This is a genomic window from Winogradskyella sp. UBA3174, assembly GCF_002364335.1.
Taxonomy (GTDB): Bacteria; Bacteroidota; Bacteroidia; order Flavobacteriales; family Flavobacteriaceae; genus Winogradskyella.
In genome coordinates, this window is the sequence record NZ_DEXW01000066.1 from 49,715 (window position 1) to 72,980 (window position 23,266).

Consider the following 23,266-nt stretch of genomic DNA (forward strand, 5'->3'; position numbering starts at 1 on the left):
GTATGAGAATTCTGGATTTTTTATTTTTTAGTGTTTAGTCCATAATTAGAAGGTAGTGTATCACCAACACGTTGACTCCCCAAATAACCACTAAAATAAACTCCAATAATTGGTGAATAATTACCATAAACATCAATAAAAAAATGATCCACTTTGAGTTGCAACTCAGACTGAAAATCCATCTTATATAAAATAGACACTTTTGTCTTTAGGTTCACTTTTTTTAAATTAGATTCAACAATATCTTCAACATTAAAATAAGACCATTCGTTAACTCTAAATTTGTCATAAAAAATCAGATAACCTTGATTTTCTAAATTCTTATTATATAACGCTCGTATAAAATGTTGTACCGAACCTTTGTATGCTTTTTCTCGATTCTTAAGGGTTTTATTTCTATTGCCTTTTTCTAAATCTTTATAGAAATTAGTACCCAAATAGGTCACCGAATACATCGTAAATTCTAAGGTTGATGTATTTAGATATCTATAAATAACTTCGAAATCTAAAATATCATAAGCTATTTCATACTGCAACGCCCTGTTTTTTACTCTTATAGGCACCTTTGAACTAACATACAAGGCTTTATTACGCTTATCATATCTTAATATTAAATCGTCTTCGTTTAATATTTTACATGTTTTAGCAAATTTAGAAGTCCCTAAAAATTCAGTTCTAAATAAACGAAGTTTCTGTTTTCTCGTTAACCCATCGTCGTAATCTATATAAACTTCTTCAAGAGAATTTGTAGCCTCTACAAGCTGAATAGTTATGTCTGTTTTAGTTCTATAGTCCGAAATAAATACTTTTTCATAACCTAAATAAGAAATCACTAATGTAGATTGAATAGCATCTGAGTATGTGATTGAAAACTTTCCATTTTCATCTGTTGTAGTTCCCGTTGTCGTATTATCAAAGTAGACAGCTGCAGTTTCTAAAGGTTGATTAGTTTCTTTATCTACAACTAACCCAGTAAGCATCTGAGAAAAACTAATCTGTGTTAAAACAAATAAAAGAAGACAAATTTTATTTATCATGGTTATCCATGAATTTTCGCTCTAACTCAGCCTGAAACTCTTCCATTACAGGTCTTACTGTACTTTCTGGAAGATCAGCAATTTTTATATACATTAAGCCATCAACAGCGTTATTAAATAATGGATCTACATTAAAACCAATAAGTTTACAATTTTGCTTAATGTACTTTTTAAGCAAAACAGGTAGACGTAATGCTCCTGGCTCAACCTCATCAATAATTTTATCGAATTTATTTAAATCAGCCTCTGTCGCATCGAAAACAAAATCTTTGTCTGCATCTTTAAGCTTTACCTTAAATTCCTTTTTAGGATGCACATATTGCGCCACATAAGGATCGTAATAATGTGATTTCATAAACTCAATCATTAAACTCTTCGAAAAGTTTGAAAACTGGTTGCTAATACTTACTCCTCCAATTAAGAATTTGTGTTCTGGATAACGTAATGTGGTGTGTACAATACCTTTCCAAAGTAAAAAGAGTGGCATTGGTTTTTGTTGGTATTCTTTAATAATAAAGGCCCTTCCTAACTCTAAAGATTGACTCATCATTTTATAAAGTTCTGGCTCAAAACGAAACAAATCTTGAAGATAAAATCCATCAATCCCAAAACGTTCAAAAATCTTAGAACCTAATCCCATTCTATAAGCACCAGCTAATACTTTCTTATCGTTATCCCATAAAAACATATGATGGTAATACGTGTCAAACTTATCTAAATCTATAGCCTCGTTAGTGCCTTCACCAACCTCTCTAAAAGTAATCTCTCTAAGTCTACCAATCTCACGTAAAATATTAGGAATATCATCAGCAGCAGCTAAATACACCTCATAATTTTTACTCGATAAAAGTCTACAGTCTTTAACTTTTAAGGTTTCCACCTCTGCAATCATAACCTCAGGATCGATAGGAGTTACAATACGTTTTGGAGGTTTAGGTAGTTTTAATTGTGATTGAAGGTTGTCTAAAATCTTTGGTTTGTCCTCAAAGGTTTTAGATAACATATAAGTTTTTCGTCTTAAAAATTCTGAAAAATCTGCAAGACTCACATGTTCCTTTTGAGCTTTTACAGAAATAGGTTTACCAACTCTTACTTTTATAACACGTCGCTTTTGAGTTAATACTTCTGATGGTAATTTTGCCGTTCTAAGTGTATCACTTAATTTAGAAAGCCTGTAAAATAATCTGCTATTTTTAGCATGAAAATAAATAGGCACTACAGGTACTTCTGCTTTCTGAATTAACTTCATTGCTGCAACTTCCCATTCTTTATCAACCACTAGTTTTCCATCTTTATAAGTAGACACTTCACCAGCAGGAAAAACACCTAATGGATGTCCTTCTCTTAAATGTAAAATTGCATTCTTAAAACCTGTTATACTACTTGCAGCATCTTTTCTGTCTTCAAAAGGATTTACTGGCATTATATAAGGTTTAAGTGGCTCAATGCGATGCAATAGAAAATTAGCAATAATTTTAAAATCGCTGCGCTGTTCTAACATTAATTTTAACAGTAAGATTCCATCAATACCACCAAGCGGATGATTAGAAATGGTAATGTAAGGCCCTTCTTTAGGCAAGCGCTTCATGTCCTCTTCAGGAATTTCGAACTTAATCTGAAATTCATCTAAAATAGCATCAAGAAAATCTACGCTACTAAGGTGTTTGTTACGCTTGTAAAACTTATTTAGTGTAGAAATTTTAAGTACTTTCATTAATACCCAACCACAGAGCGTACCCAAGAAACCGTACTTATCGACATTGATTGCCTTAGCGACTTCTTTAGCGGTTACTAAACCAGTATCAGATGATTTCCCCATAAAACAAATATAATAACTTTTACTCGCTAAGCGAGATTTGAATATTTCAATACTACATCTAAATAATTAGATATTCATTTAATTAATACCTCACAAGATTACGTCTAGGTCATTTATTGGGTAACGATTTGAACAGTTCCTTGTGTTAATTGCTTCAATAATACTGTTTTATCTTTTTCAAGCTCTTTTACAGCAACGTCGTTATAGTGTCTAATAGTATATAGACTAACATTATCGTAACATGTAACATTAAATTTTGCTTTAAGGTGTTGTAATAATTTTGCCAAATTATTATATAAATTATCTACACATACTGAAAAACTAATAGCCGAATTCTGTATAACATCAACCTTCATTTTATAAAGATGCAAAAGACTAAATATTTCACTAATATTTTCTTCCATGATATAAGAAAAATCTAAAGATGATAATGAAATTAAGATTTGTTTCTTCTTAACTATGAAACATGGGATTTCGGGATCTAAAGCTTTGCCTTTACTTACGCAAGTGCCATCTGCTGTCGGATTTAAAAATGACTTAACATATAAAGGAATTTCTTTTCGTTGTAAAGGTTGCACTGTTTTAGGGTGAATTACAGAAGCTCCATAAAAAGCCAACTCTATCGCCTCTCTATAAGAAATTTGATGCAATAATTGTGCGTTTTCAAAATAACGTGGATCTGCATTTAAGACACCTGGGACATCTTTCCAAATAGTAACACTATTAGCACTTAAACAATAGGCGAAAATAGCGGCTGTGTAATCACTACCTTCTCTTCCTAATGTTGTTGTGAAATTATTAGCATCACTTGCTAAAAATCCTTGAGTAATATTAAGAATTGATCCGTTAAGTTTTGATGTAATATTCTCTTGCGTTACATCCCAGTTAACATTAGAACGTCTGTAATAATTATCTGTTTTTATAAATTCTCTTACATCAATCCAACTATTTTTGAGACCTATTTCATTAAGGTAGTGACTAATAATCTTAGTGGAAATTAATTCCCCAAATCCAATCGTTTGGTCATATACAAAGTTGTAATCTGGTGATTTATTACTTTTAAAAAATAAGTTAAGCTCATCAAAAAGTAATTTAACATCTGCAAAAACTTGATGTCGTTTATTTTCGAAAAGGTCTAATAATATATCATTATGACATTTTATAACCTCGAAAATAGCACTTTGTAACTCCCCTTTATTTTCAAAATAGTTTTTAATAACCAACTCCATTCGGTTAGTCGTTTTTCCCATTGCAGAGACAACCACCAACGTTTTATCGTAACCTGTAGTTTTTAAAACCGCAGCCAAATTTTTTACACCTTCAGCATCTTTTACTGATGCTCCACCAAATTTGTAAACTTGCATTATAATTCTTTTAAATAATTTTCAATTCCACTTTCGTTTAACTGCACTACATCCCAATCTCGCATCACATTCGCTCCTTTACTTTCATAAAATTTTATGGCAGGTTCATTCCAATCTATCACTTCCCAACTAATACGTCTTACACCTCTCTCTTTACCATATTTAACAACAGTATCTAAAAGTTGTGTCCCAAGACTTTTACCTCTACACTTTTCACTTATAATTAAATCTTCCAAATGCAAAACTTCACCTTTCCAAGTCGAATAGCGCATATATACCAAGGCTATGCCTTCTATGATTTTACTACTTTCTAGCACAAAACACGTAAATTTAGGTTGTAAACCAAAGCCATCGTTTTCTAAATCTTTGAGCGTAACTTCTACAGCATCTGGTTCCTTTTCGAAAATTGCCAATTCATTAATGAGTTCTAAAACTCTTGGCATATCTTTTAGGGTGGCTAATCTTGGTTGATTCATAGTATTCTCAAAAAAGAACTCAAATATAATCTAAACTCACTTTAGATAACAGTGAACTCATCTTGACTTTTTCTATTTACTAAAAAATATCTAAAATTCGTCCCTATTTCATCTATTTACTCATGCGTAGCGATGCTACACCTTTCTAAAATAGCCTCACCTAAACAAATTTTATTTTATTTTCGGTCAAAAACAAAAAATCAATACGAGTTCATTTATTTAAAATACGAAATCGTTATAGTTTGTTAAAAAATGCGATATTTGTGGCAATTAATCAATATTATACTTCATGTCACAACGTAATCAAACCTTAGGTGAATTTATTATAGAAAATCAATCGTCTTTTAAATACACTTCTGGTGAACTTTCTCGACTTATAAACTCTATTAGATTAGCTGCGAAAGTGGTAAATCACGAAGTTAATAAAGCCGGTTTAGTAGATATCCTTGGCGCTGCTGGAGACACCAACATTCAAGGTGAAGATCAGCAAAAATTAGATGTTTATGCTAATGAGAAGTTTATTCAGACCATGACCAAACGAAACATTGTTTGTGGTATTGCAAGTGAAGAGGAAGATGATTTTATCGCTATTAACAGCCAGGATGAAAATAACCAGAATAAATATGTGGTTTTAATAGATCCGTTAGACGGTTCTTCTAATATAGATGTTAATGTTTCTGTTGGAACAATATTTTCAATTTACAGACGTGTTACTCCTGTAGGAACACCTGTAACAATCACTGATTTTTTACAAAAAGGAAACCAACAAGTTGCAGCTGGTTATGTAGTTTATGGAACATCTACAATGCTTGTATATACGACTGGTTACGGCGTAAATGGTTTTACACTAAACCCAGCAATTGGTTCATTTTACTTATCGCATCCAGATATGCAATTCCCTGAAGATGGAAATATATACTCCGTTAATGAAGGTAATTATATTCATTTCCCAACGGGTATAAAAAATTACATTAAGTATTGTCAGCAAGAAGAAGGGGATAGACCTTACACAAGCAGATACATTGGCTCTTTAGTATCCGATTTTCATAGAAACATGATAAAAGGTGGTATTTATATGTACCCAAAAAGTTCTAAAAATGCGAAAGGAAAATTACGCTTACTTTACGAATGTAATCCTATGGCTTTTATAGCAGAACAAGCCAACGGAAAAGCAAGTGATGGTTTTACGCGTATTATGGATATTGAGCCTACAGAATTACACGAGCGTGTTTCTTTTATCTGTGGTAGTAAAAATATGGTAGAAAAAGCAGAAGATTTTATGCGCAATGCATAAAATCTTTCAAAACACAAAAAAGGCGAACAGTAATGTTCGCCTTTTTTGTTATAATATTTAGAATCATCTACTGATTCATATTTTTCATTTTCTCTGTAAACTCATCTAAGTCTACTTCGTAATGAACTAAAGTCAGTGCTTTATCTGCAATGTACTTTACGTTGTCTTGATTAAAACCTAATCCAATACATAATTTCTCTAATAAACCAACCTGATTAGGACCTTCAATATGATCTGCCCAAACCATACGCGCCAAATCGTATAAACGTGCTAAACGCTTATCGTAAGAAACCGGTGGATTTACAGGATGACTTTTATAATCTTTTAAGATTGCTTTATATTCTGACTCTGTAATATCTAAACGTGTTGCTAAACGGTCTACAAATGCTTTTTCAGCATCATTAATAACACCATCACTCATTGCAATTCTTACAATAGCCGCAAAATGGTCTTCATTACGCTTTTTAAATCCGCTTTCGAATAATTCTGAAAATGACATATTTTATGTTTTAATTGTCTAATATAATATAGGTGAACAAATATAATTGTATTCATAGTATTTATCATAAACAAAGCTTTAAAACTTTTATATTTGCACCTTCAAACAAAGGAATTTGAGTAAAGCCTTTATTGCACAAACCTATTTACAGACTTTGCAACTGCAAAATCTGAAAAATGCCATTGCCAAAACTGAAAGTAAAACACATCTAAAAAACTTAGTTGGCTCTTCATTATCTATCGTTATTTCTGAAGCTTTCAAAACTGCTGAAAAACCATTTTTAATTGTTTTTGATGATAAGGAAGAAGCTGCTTATTATCTAAATGATTTAGAACAACTCATTAACTCCAAAGATGTATTATTCTATCCTGGTAGTTATCGCAGACCTTATCAGATTGAAGAAACGAATAATGCCAATGTCCTTTTAAGAGCAGAAGTTTTAAACCGAATTAATTCTCGTAAAAAGCCCTGTATTATTGTTACCTATCCGGATGCATTGTTCGAAAAAGTAGTCACAAAAAAAGAACTCGAAAAGAATACACTCAAAATTTCTATTGGTAACGAATTAAGTATCGATTTTGTAAATGAAGTGCTTTTTGAATACAAATTTAAACGTGTCGATTTTGTTACAGAACCAGGTGATTTCTCAGTTCGTGGTGGTATTGTAGATGTATTTTCGTTTTCTCATGATGAGCCTTATCGTATTGAATTCTTCGGAGATGAAGTTGATAGTATTAGAACATTTGATGTAGAAACACAATTATCTACCGAGCGTATTAAAAAGGTAAGTATTATTCCAAACGTTGCAAATAAATTAATAGCGGAACAGCGTGAAAGTTTCTTAAAATACATCTCTAATAATACCGTAGTTTTCACAAAAAATACTCCATTTCTATTTTCGAGAATAGATGAATTTTATAAAAAAGCAGAAGATGCTTACAATAGTTTAACTGGAGACATAAAACAGGCATCACCAGATCGATTATTTTGTAATTCAGAATTATTAAAGCGTCAGTTTTTAAACTATAACTTAATTGAATTTGGGTTTACAGCCATAGTCTGTGATGAGATTATATCCTTTAATACTAAACCACAGCCATCATTTAATAAACAATTCAATTTACTGATTGAAGACTTAAATGACAATCATTCTGAAGGTATTACCAATTATATCGCTTGTGTCAGCGAGCAACAAGCCAAACGATTTCATGATATTTTTGATGATGCTGAGCAAAACGTGCATTACAAAACTATAGTCCTTTCGCTCTATCAAGGTTTCATTGATGCAGAACACAAAATTGCAGTTTACACAGATCATCAGATTTTTGATCGTTATCATAAATTTCATCTTAAAAATGGCTACGCTAAAAAGCAAGCCATCACCTTAAAAGAACTTACAAATTTAGAAATTGGTGATTATGTAACACACATAGATCATGGTATTGGTAAGTTTGGTGGACTTCAAAAAATAGATGTCGAAGGCAAAAAGCAAGAAGCCATTAAATTGGTTTATGGTGAGCGCGATATTCTATATCTAAGTATTCACTCGCTTCATAAAATAACGAAGTTTAATGGTAAAGATGGAAAACCACCTACCATTTATAAACTAGGTAGTAAAGCTTGGAAAACGCTAAAACAGAAAACAAAATCGCGTGTTAAGGAAATTGCATTCAATCTTATTAAACTATATGCAAAGCGAAAGCTAAAAAAAGGTTTTCAGTATGCACCAGATAGTCATATGCAACTAGAGCTTGAGGCTTCTTTTGTTTATGAAGATACACCTGATCAAACAAGCTCAACAGCAGACATAAAAGCAGATATGGAAAGCGAACGACCAATGGATCGTTTGGTCTGTGGTGATGTTGGTTTTGGTAAAACCGAAGTTGCCATTAGAGCCGCTTTTAAAGCTGTAGATAACGGAAAACAAGTTGCTGTTTTAGTACCAACGACTATATTGGCTTACCAACATTCCCGAACGTTTAAAGAGCGTTTAAAAGAATTTCCTGTTACTGTAGATTATGTTAATCGATTTAGAACTGCAAAAGAAAAACGCGAAACTCTTGAAGGTCTCGAAAACGGAAAGGTTGATATTATTATTGGCACACATCAACTCGCTAATAAAAACGTAAAATTCAAAGATTTAGGTTTACTCATTGTAGATGAAGAGCAGAAGTTTGGTGTTGCTGTAAAAGAACGTCTCAAAACCATTAAAGAAAATGTAGACGTCTTAACATTAACAGCGACTCCGATTCCAAGGACACTCCAATTTAGCTTAATGGCTGCAAGAGATTTGTCCGTAATAAATACAGCTCCACCTAACCGTTACCCAATAGAAAGTAATGTGATTCGTTTTGGTGAAGAAACCATAAGAGATGCGGTGAGTTACGAAATTCAACGTGGTGGTCAAGTCTTTTTTATCCATAATCGCATTGAAAACATTAAGGAAGTTGCTGGTATGATTCAGCGTTTAGTACCAGATGCAAAAATTGGCATTGGTCACGGAAGACTAGACGGTAAGAAATTAGAAGAGTTAATGCTCGCATTTATGAATGGTGAGTTTGATGTCTTGGTGAGTACAACGATTGTAGAAAGTGGATTAGATGTACCAAATGCGAATACCATTTTTATTAATAACGCAAACAATTTTGGATTAAGCGATTTGCACCAAATGCGAGGACGTGTTGGTCGTAGCAACAAAAAAGCATTCTGTTATTTTATCACTCCAGAGTATTCTGCTATGACTAATGATGCGCGAAAACGTATTACAGCCTTAGAGCAATTCACCGAATTAGGAAGTGGTTTCAACATTGCTATGAAGGATCTAGAAATTAGAGGAGCTGGTGATTTATTAGGTGGTGAGCAAAGTGGTTTTATTAATGATATTGGTTTTGATACCTATCAGAAAATATTAAATGAAGCTATTGACGAACTTAAAGAAACTGAATTTTCAGACTTGTATAAAGATGACGGTAAACCTAAAAAATACGTCAAAGATGTTACTATAGATACAGACTTTGAATTATTATTCCCAGATGATTACGTCAATAATATTACAGAACGTCTAAATCTTTACACAAAGCTAAACGCCATAAGAACCGAAGAAGAACTCACACAATTCGAAACTGATATTATTGACCGTTTTGGTAACTTACCAACGCAAGTCTCAGATTTATTAGATAGTGTGAAGCTAAAATGGATTGCAACCAAAATGGGTGTTGAAAAACTGATAATGAAACAAGGTAAACTGATTGGTTATTTTATACAAGATCAACAAAGTGGATTTTATCAGAGTGATAATTTCTCGAAAGTGTTACAATTTGCGCAGTTAAATGCTAAAAAATGTAAGATGAAAGAGAAAAAAACCAGAAACGGCTTGCGTTTATTAATTACGTTTGAAGGGATTAAATCCACAAAACAAGCACTCGATGCTTTATCTCAGCTATGAGTGAGAAAAGCCACTTAAAACATGTTTTTTGGCTTACAACAGCCACCATTCTTATAAGTACATCTGGTGCATTAGGCAAATATATTGATTTACCAACTCCAGTCGTAATTTGGTGGCGCTCAGCTTTAGCAGCATTATTTTTATTAATCTTTTGTCTTTACAAAGGCGTTAACTTAAAAATTCATACGCGCAAAGATCGCTATACATTTATCATTGCTGCCGTTTTTATGGGAGCACATTGGATTACCTATTTTTATGCTTTAAAACTATCTAATGTAGCTATTGGTATGTTATCGTTATTTACATTTCCTGTGATGATAGCGCTTTTAGAACCCTTATTTTCAAAAAACAAATTTGATCCTATTCATATTATTTTAGGGATTCTTGTACTTATTGGTATTTATATTTTGGCACCAGAATTTGATTTAGAAAGCAACCAACTTCAAGGTTTATTATTTGGGCTGCTCTCTGCCTTATGTTACGCACTTAGGATTTTAATTCTAAAAAAACATGTCAATACGTATAACGGCACAACACTCATGTTTTACCAAGTCGCTATAATTGCGGCTATATTAGTTCCTGTCTTATATTTTATGGATACCTCAAATATTACAACACAGTATCCCTATGTTATTATCTTAGCATTAGTAACTACAGCGATAGGACACACGATGTTTGTTAATAGCTTAAAATATTTTAAAGCAAGTACGGCGAGTATCATTGGTAGTGCGCAACCCGTTTTCGGAATTATAATTGCTTATTTTTTCTTGAATGAAATACCAACATTACATACATTTGTAGGAGGCAGCTTAATATTAACAACAGTTGCCATAGAAAGTGTAAGATCTAAAAAATAATAGTGGCTTAATTACTGAAGCTGTTCATTTTATAATAACACCATAGACTAATGAAAAAATTAATCATCCTTGCTTTAATATTACCGTTCATCGCTTTTGCTCAAAATGTAAAAGGCACCTTTTCTCCAGCAGAAGATTTTACTTATGCTTTTTTATATAAAGCGGCACCAGATGGAGCCGATTACGTAAGTAGAGGACAACTAGATCTTGCAGGTAATTTTGAAATTCCGCTAGACTCAACAGTGACCCCTGGTATTTATAAAATTGTATATGCAATTCCACCAGAAGAAAACAACTTTGATTTTATCTATGACGGAAAAGAAACAATTGTTTTTAATTTTAGTTATGAAAAAGGTCTAGAATTCACAGAGTCTGATGAAAATAAACTCTGGAATTCGTATTTAAAAAGTATGGATGTAGTTAATATGACCATAAACAACTACTACTCTAAAGAAAACTCGGATAAGGAAGGTTTCAATGCTATTTTTAAGACATTAAAAGATACGCAGATGGGCTACGAAGAACTAGCAAACGGAAAGTTAGTCTCTACTTTTATTATAGCTAACAGGCCTTATATCCCAGAAGCTTATGAAGACATGAGTAGCTACTCTGTGAATTTAAAGACCAACTATCTCAAACAAATAGATTTTAGTAATTATTTATTACAGAGCTCTTCGTTTTTGGTAGATCGTGTAACAACCTATGTTTTTGATATTATAAAAAATCCCAACAACGACCTTTACAAACAGCATGTTGATGATGTTGCTTCTGAAATTAGTGATACCGATGCTATTATTAAAACGAGCCTTTTAAAAATTATTTGGCAACGTTTTGTGGCTTTAGAAAATCATGATATTGCAAATTATATTACAGACACCTACTTACTAGCACTCGCTAATAAAACAGAAAATAAAGTTTTAGCTCAAACTATTTCATCTTATAAGAACACATCTATTGGCACTAGAGCACCCGATTTTGAAATTACTATAAATGATGCTAAAAGTAGCTTGCATCAACTTAATGGTGCAGAACATTACTTAATTGTTTTTTGGAGTAGTGCTTGTGGACATTGTCTAACTGAATTGCCAATGGTTAAGGAACTTGCTGCTAAAAATCCTACACTTAAGGTCGTAGCATTTGGTTTAGAAAGCGATGCTAACGATTGGACTGAAGAGGTTAAAAAATATCCAGATTTTACACATGTTATTGGTTTAGGTAAATGGGACAACCCTATTGTAAAAACTTATGGTGTAGCTGCTACACCAATGTATTTTTTATTAAGTTCTTCTAAAGTAATTATGGCAAAACCTTATGCTTATGAAGATTTGGAAGCAATTATTATGGAACTATAGCTTCAACAGCAAGAATAAAATAATTGGTGTCACCCTGCCAAGGCATTGATTTGTAACGTTCCTTATAACTTAATTTTACACGTTTTCCTTCCGATGCTTCGAGCTTTTCTAAAACGTTTTGATCTAACACTGAAAATTGCCAGAGGTTACCCTCTAATCCATCATTAGCGGAACCCAATCTAAGCCCTCCAATATTTAGTTCTCCTTCATTCGTTTTTAATATAACCCCTTTTTTCGAAATTTTAATTAATTGACCTGCGCGAGTACCTTCTGAATACGTCCATGAACAAGCCCATATCAATAGCAAGCATAAAACAATAAGCCCAAGTACAACCTTTAAAATAAACTTTTTGAATCTAGATTTAAAGCTTGGTTTTTCATGATTTGAATTATCCATGTGAAAAAATAATTAATTGAACTATAGCGTAAAGAAAACGCCCAGTAAAACAAGTGTCTTATCTGAGCGTTTTGAAACTAAATAACCAACTAAATTTAGCTTCTTTTATTTTCTCTAGGATTATCCATCCTTTCTGTTTTTTGCTTTCGCTTTTTAGGTTTGTCTTCTTGCCTGTCAACTTTACCTTGTGTATCAGAACTTCTATAATAAGGGATGTAACCTACTCCTGTAAATTCATAAATCGTACCAGAGTCTGCATGTAACAATTCTATCCTTTCATCATTAATAACGCTGAGTTCGAAAAATTCATTGTCAAAAAAATCATAATCTAATGTTAATGTTTTTAGGTACATATTACCACCTGCATCTCCTACTCCATAAACACCTGTGTAATCCCAAAAAATAGTATTTGGATTGTTTATGTTTCCATCTTGTGAACTTCTAAATGTTGAGTCATTTCCACCTGATAAAAACTGTAAATAGTTTTCATTGTCAAACTCATTTAAGGCTCCAAAATTACTGGTGTATGTTTTTTCCCAAGCCTCGTATTCTTGTAAGAAATAATGAATATTATCATAGAATATAAAATCATAATCAAAAGTTTGTCGCTGATAGCCTCTCAAAAAATAAGACGTATCGTCAAATGGGTTATATAATTCAATAGTATTATTATCTATTTGATACACATCAAAGCTATCAAAACCATCTATTACATGGTTAACATCTAAAATCATATTATAGGCATCATAGTTTCCTATCTCTGCACCATAACCACCACCTTGACTTCCAAAACCAACTAAATTGTTGTTAGCAAATAAACGACCATTATCGAAAGTTAACGTAAATGCGATCTGTAAGAATGGTGTTTCACCAAAACCTTGTGTAGCATTAATATCTACATACCATAAATCGTAAGAATTTAATAATTGATTTAACGAAACTGCAGGTGCATTATCATTAATGTTTATCTCCTCTGTATAACAAGAAGTAAAAAACGTTGCACTAAGTGCAAATCCTAAGAGTAATTTTAATGTCTTCATAATCTAACGTTTTAAGGGTATTACTTAGGTAATTTCAAAACGCGTGCCAAAAATGAAAACTTACACCTTTCTATTTATTAGACTAAGCTTGTAGAAGCAAAATTTAACTTAGTAAACCAGCACTTCGATAAGCTGGGTTAGACATTAGTCAGTCCATAAAACTTTCGCTATTTTTGATATACAAAACTGATTCAACCTTTATGAGTAATACTACGAAATATGCTGTTTTTGGAGCCGGAAGTTGGGCCACTGCAATTGTAAAAATGCTTTGTGAAAATTTAGATGAAGTCGGTTGGTATATGCGCAGTGTTTATACGAAAGAACACCTATTAAAAGAACAGCATAATCCTAGTTATTTAAGTTCTGTTGAATTTCACACGGAACAGTTAAAGCTCAGTAATGATATCAATGAAATTGCAGATTGGGCAGATGTGCTCATTGTTGTGATTCCCTCAGCATTTGTACATTCTGAATTAGAAAAACTCACTACTGATATTAGCCAAAAAACTATTGTATCTGCTGTAAAAGGTATTTTACCAGAAACTGGTAAATTGGTTGGAGAGCATTTTCATGACGCTTACAATATTCCGTTCGAAAATATTGCAGTTATTGCTGGTCCTTGCCATGCTGAGGAAGTTGCTCTAGAGCGTTTATCCTATCTCACCATATCTTGCGCAGATGCTGTTAAAGCACAAGCCATAGCAGATACTTTAGCTAGTGATTATATAAAAACAAAAATTAGTGATGATATTATTGGTGTAGAATATGCTGTAATGTTAAAGAATATTTATGCTATTGCTGCCGGTATTGCGCATGGCTTAGGCTATGGTGACAACTTTCAGAGTGTATTAATGAGTAATGCGATTCGCGAGATGAAACGCTTTGTCAAAAAGATGCACAAGATGAAACGCGACATTAATAACTCAGCGTATTTAGGTGATTTATTAGTTACTGGTTATTCTGTGTTTTCAAGAAATAGAATGTTCGGGAATATGATTGGTAAAGGGTATACCGTAAAATCAGCTCAGATGGAAATGAGTATGATTGCTGAGGGTTATTATGCCACCAAAAGTGCACATTTGCTCAATGAAAGAAATAAAAAGAAAACACAATTACCAATTATCAATGCGGTCTATGAGATTCTTTATGAGAATAAAGATCCAAAAAAGGTATTTAAGAAATTGACGGATCAGTTAGATTAACTTTTAGCTATTGGCCTTTTGCTATTAGCTGACTAACCAAAATACCTTTTAAATGCATCAAAGGCAAAGTCTGTAACGCCTTTTATTAATAGTATGCTTTCTAAACAAATACGTATACAATTGTAATTTACAAAAATCTAATAAAGTTTAAAGACTTGTTTAAAACTGTCTTTATAAGCACCTCCTAAAGGAATTTTTGAATCCTTAATTTCTATACTAGAACCATCAAAACGATCTATATAATTTTTATTGACGACATAAGACCTGTGTACTCTTATAAAAACATTTTTAGCTAAGGGTTCTATGAATTCTACTAGAGACATTCTAAGCGTAAATTTTCTTTTTTTTGTAAAAACATCAATATACTTTAAGGCTGACTTTATGTAGATAATGTCATCAATATCTATTTTTTCGTAACTATTTTGAACTTTAAAGTAGACAATTTTGACTTGTTCACTTTCAGCATTTGGTGCAACTTCTTTAGTCATATGAATTTGTGATGCGCTGAAGTTTGTTTGATATTACGGGTAAAAAAGTACTTAGCAGTACGACTAACATCGTTTCTGTCGATGCCTTAGCAAAAGGCATATACATGGTAAAAGTAACTACGGATAAAGGTGCTTTTATAAAAAAGTTGGTTAAAAACTAACACAATTAGCTATTAATTAATTTTAGGGACTAAACCCTTTCCGCTTATGGAAAGGGTTTTTTCGTTATTAAGCATCGTAAATTTCTAAAATTAGAGCATTAAACCACTTGTTAACTTCAATTTTAAGGCATTCAAAGTAAGATGCTTACCTTGATTTCGCTTTAGTATTAATTAGCTAACAGAAAAGGAAATACGAAACAAAGTGCTAAACCGCAACGAATAAAAAAAATTATTAAGGTAAAGTTCCAGAAATAATCTTGAAGTTTTCCGTCATTGCAAATCACCCTTTTAGGTATGATGTGGCCAATGCAGAGCATTTATGAATTCCTTTAAAAAACAATATGTAAAGAATAAATAATCTCTTAATCGTTATACAGATTACTTCACCAAAACCCCTTTTAACTGCATCAAAGGAACAGTCTGCAAAGCGTTTTCATTAATCGTATTGTTTCTAAACAAATACGACTTATCAAACATTTGATTGCCTTCAAAAAAGGTGATTTTAAACTCATTATTAAGCGCTAACACCTTTTCTTGCAAATACTCAATTTTAGCATAACTTTTGGCTGGCAATAATGTTATTGTATGACGCATTGGAGGTGTCATTTTCTTATCTGTATAACCTTGTGAAACAATAAGAACAGTTTCTAAATCTGCATCACTATTGTTAATGATATAGGCATTCCAATCTTGGGTTTTATACTCAGGATGTTGTTCTTGTACCACTGCAACGTGAACGTCTTTTACTTCTGGAATTTTAATATCTTTTTTCATGTGTTTAACGCTATTGTTTTTTAAATGATTATACTTCAACTTCGCCAATCGCTATTTACAGGCGTGGAACATCCATATAATTATGCCCTAGATTATCAAAATTTAGTTAAGAATATTGCCTAATGTTTTTTGTCATTTCGAGCTTGCCGAGAAATCTCAAATTGTATCATTAAGAAAATCCCAGTTAGGGTTTTGTAAATTAATTAAGACTTCTTTCTTTGATCTATTCCATTTTTTCAATTGTTTTTCTCTAGTAATAGCTGTTTCAATATCCAAAAAATGTTCAAAATAGATTAGATATTTGCATTTATATTTATGAGAAAAAGATTTGGAATGTGCTTCAGGATTATTGTGATAGTAAAGTCTGTCGACTAAGTTATTGGTAACACCAATATATAGTACCGTTTTATTTTTATTGGTTATTATGTATATGTAGTAGTTATGAGCCGCGATAACTTTAGACATAATTTTTGAGTTTAATTAGATTTCTCGGCAAGCTCGAAATGACAAAAACACATAATATACTCTTGTTAACATGCTCGAAATAAGAGATGCGGTTTAAGTTGTATTAGATTTCTCGGCACGCTCGAAATGACAAAAAAACAAAAATTCGCTTGTAAACATGGTCGAAATGACAAAAAACTTAAAGCGCACTCTTAAACTGTTCTAAAAACCGCACATCATTCTCACTCAATAAACGAATGTCACTAATCTGATTCAATAGCATCGCGATACGATCTATTCCCATACCAAAAGCGAAACCAGAGTATTCTTTGGAGTCAATACCACAATTTTCTAAAACGTTAGGATCTACCATACCACAGCCCATAATTTCTAACCAACCTGTGCCTTTTGTTATTTTATAATCCGTTTCTGTTTCAAGTCCCCAATACACATCTACCTCAGCACTTGGCTCAGTAAACGGAAAGTACGACGGACGTAATCTAATCTTAGATTTCCCAAACATCTCTGTTGTAAAGTATTGTAGCGTTTGTTTTAAATCTGCAAAACTCACGTCTTTATCAATGTATAAACCTTCCACTTGGTGAAAGAAACAATGCGAACGTGCAGAAATTGCTTCATTTCTATAAACACGACCAGGCGAAATTGTACGAATTGGTGGTTTATTATTTTCCATGTAACGTACCTGTACCGAACTGGTATGGGTGCGCAATAATATATCTGGATTGGTTTGAATAAAAAACGTATCCTGCATATCTCTTGCTGGATGGTATTCTGGTAAATTTAAAGCTGTAAAGTTATGCCAGTCATCTTCAATCTCTGGACCTTCACTGACATTAAAACCAATACGCGAAAAAATATCTATAATCTGATTTTTCACAATAGAAATAGGATGACGTGCACCTATAGCAATTGGCTCTCCAGGACGTGATAAATCACCATAAAGTCCATTATCTTCTTCCTTATTTTCAAAAGCTTCCTTTAAAGTATTCACCTTGTCTTCAGCTGTTTTTTTTAGCTGATTTATGGTTTGGCCAAATTCTTTCTTCTGGTCGTTTGCTACATTTTTAAACTCAGCAAAATACTGCTTTAGTAATCCTTTAGACCCTAAATACTTTATTCTAAACACCTCAAGCTCCTCTTTAGATTCAGCTCTAAACGCTTCAGCTTCAGTAATGAGTTCTTTAATCTTATCTATCATTCTCAATTAATTCAAAATGCAAATTTACTATTTTTAAGGCATAAAAAAACTCCTTTAATATTAAAGAAGTTCATTTATTATTATAATATCACATATTATTGTTTAACAAACACCCTTTTATCAGTGTAAACAACTCCATCTTCTACATAAGCTTCTTCAGTATAGAATGTATTACCTTCAAAAATAAATTCTACTTGGATTGAGTCTCCATCTATAGTAATAGTATGTAAATCCCCTGAATTAAACCATGTTCCGTTTACTGTAAATACTAATTCACAAGTACCATCATCATCGTTGTCTTCATAACTCTGAGAAGAGAAGTCACCATTTGAGGAAAAAACCAATGTTTCTTCAGTATCACAAAGCTCGTTCTCGAGTAAAACTTCATTTTCATAAAATTCTAAAAATTTCCATGTGCCGATAATAGATCCAGATGCAGAACCTCCGTCATCATCACTATTGCAAGATGAAAACACAAGTGCAAATACGCTAAACACAAGAAATAATTTTTTCATAGAAACAAAATTTAAGTTTATTTAACAAATTTAATACTTTTAGGAAGTAAAAATTTAATGTAGATGCTATTATTAATCAATATACTCTGTTTCTATAAAATAATTAACGATAGCTTCTTTCATTAAAACACTTTGTTCGCCAGCCTTAAGATGGGGTAATTGTGCTAATACTTTATAATGCGGCCAACCATCATCATCTACAAAATCAAACTCATAAAAACCGTAAGGTTCTAAAACCTTACAAATTGCAATATGCATTAAATCGAGTTTATGGTCTTTTTTATAATCGCGATGTATTTGTCCAAGCTCCTGAACACCAATAAGATAAATAATAGAATCTAGGTCTAACTTATCACCGTCAGCAAATTGGTTAGAGAGTTTTTCTACCACCGAAACCCATCGCTCTTTTAATTGTTCGTCTCTTGCCATAATTTAACAACTTATTGTTGCGTTATATATGTGGCAAAGTTAATTTATATTTGCCTAAACCACTAGGATTATGAGCATCATTGATATTGTTTTAGGAGCCCTTCTATTATTTGGGCTTATTCGTGGAGCCATGAAAGGGCTTTTTGTTGAAGTCGCTTCTTTAGTCGCCTTAGTTTTGGGTGTTTATGGAGCAATTCACTTTAGTTATTTTGCTGCTGGTTTTTTAGAATCTAAAGTAGATTGGAACGAAAAAACAATTAATATTATAGCCTTTGCAATCACATTTGTAATTATTGTTTTGACCATTAGTTTAGCTGGAAAAGCACTAACAAAATTAGCCGATTTTGCAGCTTTAGGTATTTTAAATAAACTCCTAGGTGGTGTTTTTGGCGCACTCAAAATAGGCTTAATACTTAGTGTTTTATTACTAGTATTCAATAAATTAAACAATACTTTGCCTTTTATGGAACAAGAAGATTTGGAAGAAAGTATGCTCTATGAACCTGTAAAATCGTTAGCTCCAATGATTTTTCCTAATCTTATAAAAAGTGATGACGACGCTGTAACTGATAAAGCTTAATTATCATCTGTCCTACACAACGCATTCTATAACTTCGGAACGTAAAATATCAAAATTGGTCTTTAAAATCCTTTAATTAATGTGCGGTATAATTCATAAATAAAGTTAATACACTAGATAATAAATTTATATAAAACTTTATGAATATATCCCTTTACTTTTACTGCGTTTTTAAAAACTAAGCTGATTTATGAATGTTGATGTACTAATTAGTAATATTACAAATCCTGTTTTGTTATTCTTTATATTAGGTATCATAGCTACACTAGTAAAAAGTGATTTAACTATACCGGAATCCTCTTCGAAATTTATTTCATTATATCTTTTATTTGCTATTGGTTTTAAAGGAGGCCAAGAGCTTTCGCATAGCGAGTTTAATGCTGAAATATTAAACTCTATTTTGTTTGCAATAGCCTTATCTGCGGTAGTACCTATATATGTTTTTTATGCCTTAAAGAAAAAAGTTGGAGTGCCAAATGCTGGTGCTATAGCTGCTGCATATGGATCAGTAAGTGCAGTAACTTTTGTAACGGCAGTATCCTTTTTAGAAAATCAAGGCATCCCTTTTGGTGGCCATATGGTTGCTATTATGGCTATTATGGAGTCACCTGCAATTATCGTAGGTGTTATTTTAATAATGGTTAATGACAAAATGAAGTCTAAAGAAAGTTCAATGGGCTCTATTATAAAACACTCTCTTACCGGTGGAAGCGTACTAATTCTAATTGGTAGTTTAGTGATTGGGCTTATTGCAGATGCGACTCAAGCAAGAGGGATTGAACCTTTTACAACCGATATTTTTAAAGGATTCTTAGCATTGTTTCTTCTAGAAATGGGAATGGTAACAGCCAAACGAATTAAAGGATTTAAAAAACATGGTATTGCGCTATTCGTATTTGCTATAGTAGTTCCTCTAATTAACGGATTGCTAGTTGCTTATCTAAGTCGTTTTGTAACCGAGGTAGAAGGAAACCGTTTATTGTTTGCGATACTTGGAGCAGGTGCTTCTTATATTGCTGTACCAGCAACTATGAAACTAGCCGAGCCGAGAGCAGACGCCGGAATATACATTCCTATGGCTTTAGGAATTACATTTCCATTCAATATCACCATAGGAATGCCTATTTATTATGCATTTATTCAGATGACTTAATCAAGGTCTAGTCTAAAGACATCATTTAAGTGCTCAGCACTTTCCATAGAAACCTTTAAATCTTTAATAATACCATCGTGAAGATCGTAAACCCAGCCGTGTATTTGAAGTCCGCTTTTGTCTTTCCACTTCTGTTGAACAATAGATGTTTTAGCTAAATCGTAAACTTGTGCTTTTACATTTAGTTCTACCAAACGATCAAAACGTTTTTTTTCTGAATCTATTTTTTTAAGTTCTGTAAGATTGTCTTTATAAACCTCCTTAATATTTCTTATCCATTTATTAATAAGCCCAAGCGATTTATTTTGCATTGCAGCCTGTACTCCACCACAACCGTAATGACCACAAACTATAACATGTTGTACTTTTAAGTGGTTTACTGCATAATCTAAAACACTAAGCATATTCATATCTGTATGCACTACCATGTTAGCAATATTTCTATGTACAAATAATTCGCCAGGATGCGTACCTGTGATTTCATTGGCAGGTACTCTACTGTCTGCACAACCAATCCATAATACAGGCGGTTTTTGCCCTTTCGATAAATTTTCGAAGTAATCTTTATCTTTAGAAGTCATCTCTTCTACCCAATCTTTATTATTACTGAGCAGCTTATTATAATATGTGTTTGGCATCTTGTTAGTGTTTTAGTGCGTATCTTTTATATTATGTTTTATCCAAGATAAGCAATCTTTAAATGATTTAAAAATATGATCTTCTGGAACAAAATCTGGAATGATATCAATGCGTTCCATCATATATCTTGGTTGTTGTAATAAATCTACAAATAATACATCAACCTGTCGTGTTTTTAATTCTAGTAGCATGTCTTCCATGGCATATAAACCAGATTGATCCATGTATTGCATGCGTCCTAATCTCAAAATAACTATAGATGCTGTATCAGGAATTTGCATCGTTAATTGCTGAAAATCTGAAGTAGAACCAAAAAACAAAGGTCCTTTGAGGTGTTTAATAAAAACTTCCTCTTTTAAATTAGTAGGAAAATTAGCTTCATCTGGCCAGGATTCTTCTTTTAAAGATTTAACGTCAGAACGTTCTGCTGTTAAATCACCTATTTTCTTCATAAACATTAAAGAGGCAATTACTAAACCGATACCTACGGCATAAATTAAATCCCAAAACGTAGATAACACTAAAACAATCAACATTATTAGGACTTCAGAACTCAACTTTAAGGGTCCTAATTTAATGTCTTTGGGTAAACTAGGTATGGCTTTCAATCCTTTATAATCCATTACACCTATACCAACTGTAATTAAAATACCCGCTAAAACTGCTGCCGGAATTTCTGATGCGACATCACTTAAAGCTAACATAATTACTAATAGCATAACGCCTGCAATCATTCCAGATAACTTTGTTTTTCCGCCTGCATTAATATTTACTACGGTTCTAATCGTTGCACCTGCACCAGGAATACCACCAAAAATTGCAGCAATACTGTTTCCAATACCTTGACCAATCAGCTCCCTATTAGGTTTGTGCTTCGTTTTAGTCATGTTATCTGCAACAACGCTGGTTAATAATGAATCAATTGCACCTAATAGCGCTAGTGTCAATGCTGTAAATATATACGGTGTAATACTTCCCAAACTGAAACTCGTAAACATTTCTAACTTAGGAACAGGAATACCACCAGGAATTTCTGAAATTGGGCGATACCCCAAATTAAAACCATAGGCTATACCCGACATAACTACTAGTGCTACTAATGTACTTGGAACAACTTTAGTAATGCGCTTAAAACCATAAATGATAAATATGGTTCCTAACGCCAAAATAAGCTCTAGCCAATTTATGTTTTTTAGAGCTCTTGGTAACACTTTTAGAGCTCCAATAGTACCAGATGCTTCTTTTGCTGCTAAGGTTTGAGATTCATTTAAAATATCATCTGGCGAAATCCTATTCGCCCTTTTTATAGTTTCAGTAAAATTTTCGAGCACTAAAATACCTTCACCAGCCTCATCTTTTAATATGTTTTCAAGTATAACCTCTTCGGCTTGTGGTTTGAATTGTTCCACAAAAGCTTCATCTTCTTTAGGATAATAACCTATTGAAGGTAAGATTTGAGTTAAAAGAATAATAACTCCGATGGCAGTCATAAACCCGGAAACCACAGGGTAAGGAATGTATCTAATATATTTACCTAAACCGATGAGTCCTAAGCCAACCTGCATAATACCAGCTAACAAGAATACAGTTAAGATCGCAGGTAATGCCTTTTCTACACTACCATCATTTGCAGCAACAATACCAGCAATAATAACCATACTCACAGCAGTCATTGGTGCTGTTGGTCCAGAAATTTGTGTAGCTGTTCCTCCAAAAAGTGCAGCGAAGAAACTTATAAAAATAGCACCATATAAACCAGCTTCTGGTCCAAGACCAGAGGATACTCCAAAAGCCAATGCTAGAGGAAGTGCTACTATACCAGCAGTTATACCACCAAAGACATCGCCTTTGAGGTTACTAAAAAATGATTTCATTAGGTTGTATTTATACTCAGTCGCAAGAAGTTCTTAGAATTTCTGTATACTTAATACGACATAAGTGTTCCAAGTTAACTTAATTTTTTAAACTAAGAAAAATCGAGCCTACAACTTTATTTAGAAATTAAATAAAACCTAAAATACAAGAACCTCTATCACATAATTATTATGTAAATAGAGGCCTACTAATAAATTATTTAAAAAA

23 protein-coding genes are annotated in these 23,266 nt (G+C 32.6%); 8 read left to right on the top strand and 15 right to left on the bottom strand.

The features are described from left to right. Positions 1–20: 20 nt before the first annotated feature. The 4 genes from B2U95_RS13340 to B2U95_RS13355 form a co-directional block, all read right to left on the bottom strand. Positions 21–1,037 (bottom strand): carboxypeptidase-like regulatory domain-containing protein, encoded by a 1,017-nt coding sequence (locus tag B2U95_RS13340; protein ID WP_296317032.1) that lies wholly within the window; start codon positions 1,035–1,037, stop codon positions 21–23. Further along, positions 1,027–2,856, bottom strand: a complete 1,830-nt coding sequence (locus tag B2U95_RS13345; protein WP_296317033.1) for a lysophospholipid acyltransferase family protein — start codon at positions 2,854–2,856, stop codon at positions 1,027–1,029. Before B2U95_RS13345 ends, B2U95_RS13340 begins: the two co-directional genes overlap by 11 nt. A gap of 113 nt (positions 2,857–2,969) precedes the next feature. Then, positions 2,970–4,220, bottom strand: a complete 1,251-nt coding sequence (locus B2U95_RS13350; RefSeq protein ID WP_296317034.1) for an aspartate kinase — start codon at positions 4,218–4,220, stop codon at positions 2,970–2,972. Then, positions 4,220–4,696, bottom strand: coding sequence for a GNAT family N-acetyltransferase (locus B2U95_RS13355; RefSeq protein ID WP_296317035.1), 477 nt, complete (start codon positions 4,694–4,696; stop codon positions 4,220–4,222). Before B2U95_RS13355 ends, B2U95_RS13350 begins: the two co-directional genes overlap by 1 nt. 289 nt (positions 4,697–4,985) lie before the next feature. Between B2U95_RS13355 and fbp the strand changes: the two genes are divergently transcribed. After that, positions 4,986–5,990, top strand: a complete 1,005-nt coding sequence (gene fbp / locus B2U95_RS13360; protein ID WP_296317036.1) for a class 1 fructose-bisphosphatase — start codon at positions 4,986–4,988, stop codon at positions 5,988–5,990. A gap of 67 nt (positions 5,991–6,057) precedes the next feature. Here fbp and B2U95_RS13365 read toward each other — a convergent pair whose 3' ends face one another. Then, on the bottom strand, positions 6,058–6,489 hold the full coding sequence (locus tag B2U95_RS13365) for a TerB family tellurite resistance protein (protein WP_296317037.1): 432 nt from the start codon (positions 6,487–6,489) through the stop codon (positions 6,058–6,060). Positions 6,490–6,604: 115 nt separating this feature from the next. Between B2U95_RS13365 and mfd the strand changes: the two genes are divergently transcribed. Genes mfd through B2U95_RS13380 form a run of 3 tightly spaced genes read left to right on the top strand, consistent with a single transcriptional unit; the run spans position 6,605 to position 12,143 of the window. After that, positions 6,605–9,934, top strand: a complete 3,330-nt coding sequence (gene mfd, locus B2U95_RS13370) for a transcription-repair coupling factor (protein WP_296317038.1) — start codon at positions 6,605–6,607, stop codon at positions 9,932–9,934. Beyond that, complete coding sequence (locus tag B2U95_RS13375; protein WP_296317039.1) at positions 9,931–10,791, top strand: DMT family transporter; 861 nt, start codon at positions 9,931–9,933, stop codon at positions 10,789–10,791. The genes mfd and B2U95_RS13375 overlap by 4 nt, the downstream gene beginning before the upstream one ends. 50 nt (positions 10,792–10,841) lie before the next feature. Next, positions 10,842–12,143 (top strand): TlpA family protein disulfide reductase, encoded by a 1,302-nt coding sequence (locus B2U95_RS13380; RefSeq protein ID WP_296317040.1) that lies wholly within the window; start codon positions 10,842–10,844, stop codon positions 12,141–12,143. Here B2U95_RS13380 and B2U95_RS13385 read toward each other — a convergent pair. Both B2U95_RS13385 and B2U95_RS13390 read right to left on the bottom strand, forming a co-directional pair. Beyond that, the gene (locus B2U95_RS13385; RefSeq protein ID WP_296317041.1) at positions 12,130–12,540 is read right to left on the bottom strand and encodes a 6-phosphogluconate dehydrogenase; all 411 of its coding nucleotides are present in this window, start codon (positions 12,538–12,540) and stop codon (positions 12,130–12,132) included. The two genes, B2U95_RS13380 and B2U95_RS13385, sit on opposite strands and share 14 nt — an antisense overlap. Positions 12,541–12,635: 95 nt before the next feature. Next, positions 12,636–13,580, bottom strand: coding sequence for a nicotinic acid mononucleotide adenyltransferase (locus B2U95_RS13390; RefSeq protein WP_296317042.1), 945 nt, complete (start codon positions 13,578–13,580; stop codon positions 12,636–12,638). A 200-nt stretch (positions 13,581–13,780) separates the two neighbouring features. On the opposite strand from B2U95_RS13390, the gene B2U95_RS13395 reads away from it, so the two are divergent. Further along, the gene (locus B2U95_RS13395; RefSeq protein ID WP_296317043.1) at positions 13,781–14,782 is read left to right on the top strand and encodes an NAD(P)H-dependent glycerol-3-phosphate dehydrogenase; all 1,002 of its coding nucleotides are present in this window, start codon (positions 13,781–13,783) and stop codon (positions 14,780–14,782) included. Between the two features lie 137 nt (positions 14,783–14,919). On the opposite strand, the gene B2U95_RS13400 is transcribed toward B2U95_RS13395, so the two are convergent. Beyond that, positions 14,920–15,270: a LytR/AlgR family response regulator transcription factor gene (locus B2U95_RS13400; RefSeq protein WP_296317044.1), complete on the bottom strand. Its 351-nt coding sequence runs from the start codon at positions 15,268–15,270 to the stop codon at positions 14,920–14,922. Between the two features lie 23 nt (positions 15,271–15,293). On the opposite strand from B2U95_RS13400, the gene B2U95_RS16320 reads away from it, so the two are divergent. Further along, on the top strand, positions 15,294–15,431 hold the full coding sequence (locus B2U95_RS16320) for a T9SS type A sorting domain-containing protein (protein WP_414727679.1): 138 nt from the start codon (positions 15,294–15,296) through the stop codon (positions 15,429–15,431). Positions 15,432–15,809: 378 nt separating this feature from the next. Here the strand turns inward: B2U95_RS16320 and B2U95_RS13405 are convergent, their stop codons facing one another. From B2U95_RS13405 to B2U95_RS13425, 5 genes are all read right to left on the bottom strand, one after another. Further along, positions 15,810–16,205 carry a hypothetical protein gene (locus B2U95_RS13405; protein ID WP_296317045.1) on the bottom strand — a complete coding sequence of 132 codons (396 nt, stop codon included), beginning with the start codon at positions 16,203–16,205 and terminating at the stop codon, positions 15,810–15,812. A gap of 156 nt (positions 16,206–16,361) precedes the next feature. Beyond that, positions 16,362–16,670, bottom strand: coding sequence for a GIY-YIG nuclease family protein (locus tag B2U95_RS13410; RefSeq protein ID WP_296317046.1), 309 nt, complete (start codon positions 16,668–16,670; stop codon positions 16,362–16,364). A 178-nt stretch (positions 16,671–16,848) separates the two neighbouring features. After that, a complete protein-coding gene (gene pheS, locus B2U95_RS13415; RefSeq protein ID WP_296317047.1) occupies positions 16,849–17,868 on the bottom strand; it encodes a phenylalanine--tRNA ligase subunit alpha in 1,020 nt (339 codons plus the stop codon). A gap of 95 nt (positions 17,869–17,963) precedes the next feature. Next, positions 17,964–18,383 carry a lipocalin family protein gene (locus tag B2U95_RS13420; protein ID WP_296317049.1) on the bottom strand — a complete coding sequence of 140 codons (420 nt, stop codon included), beginning with the start codon at positions 18,381–18,383 and terminating at the stop codon, positions 17,964–17,966. A 72-nt stretch (positions 18,384–18,455) separates the two neighbouring features. Then, positions 18,456–18,812 (bottom strand): hypothetical protein, encoded by a 357-nt coding sequence (locus tag B2U95_RS13425; protein WP_296317051.1) that lies wholly within the window; start codon positions 18,810–18,812, stop codon positions 18,456–18,458. 70 nt (positions 18,813–18,882) lie between these two features. Between B2U95_RS13425 and B2U95_RS13430 the strand changes: the two genes are divergently transcribed. Beyond that, positions 18,883–19,392 (top strand): CvpA family protein, encoded by a 510-nt coding sequence (locus tag B2U95_RS13430; protein WP_296317052.1) that lies wholly within the window; start codon positions 18,883–18,885, stop codon positions 19,390–19,392. Between the two features lie 190 nt (positions 19,393–19,582). Beyond that, entirely contained in the window at positions 19,583–20,545 is a 963-nt protein-coding gene (locus B2U95_RS13435; RefSeq protein WP_296317054.1) for a sodium-dependent bicarbonate transport family permease, read from the top strand. On the opposite strand, the gene can is transcribed toward B2U95_RS13435, so the two are convergent. Together can and B2U95_RS13445 are read right to left on the bottom strand one after the other, a co-directional pair. Then, entirely contained in the window at positions 20,542–21,183 is a 642-nt protein-coding gene (gene can / locus B2U95_RS13440; protein WP_296317056.1) for a carbonate dehydratase, read from the bottom strand. The genes B2U95_RS13435 and can overlap by 4 nt on opposite strands. A gap of 12 nt (positions 21,184–21,195) precedes the next feature. Then, on the bottom strand, positions 21,196–23,058 hold the full coding sequence (locus B2U95_RS13445; RefSeq protein ID WP_296317058.1) for a SulP family inorganic anion transporter: 1,863 nt from the start codon (positions 23,056–23,058) through the stop codon (positions 21,196–21,198). Positions 23,059–23,266: the final 208 nt, after the last annotated feature.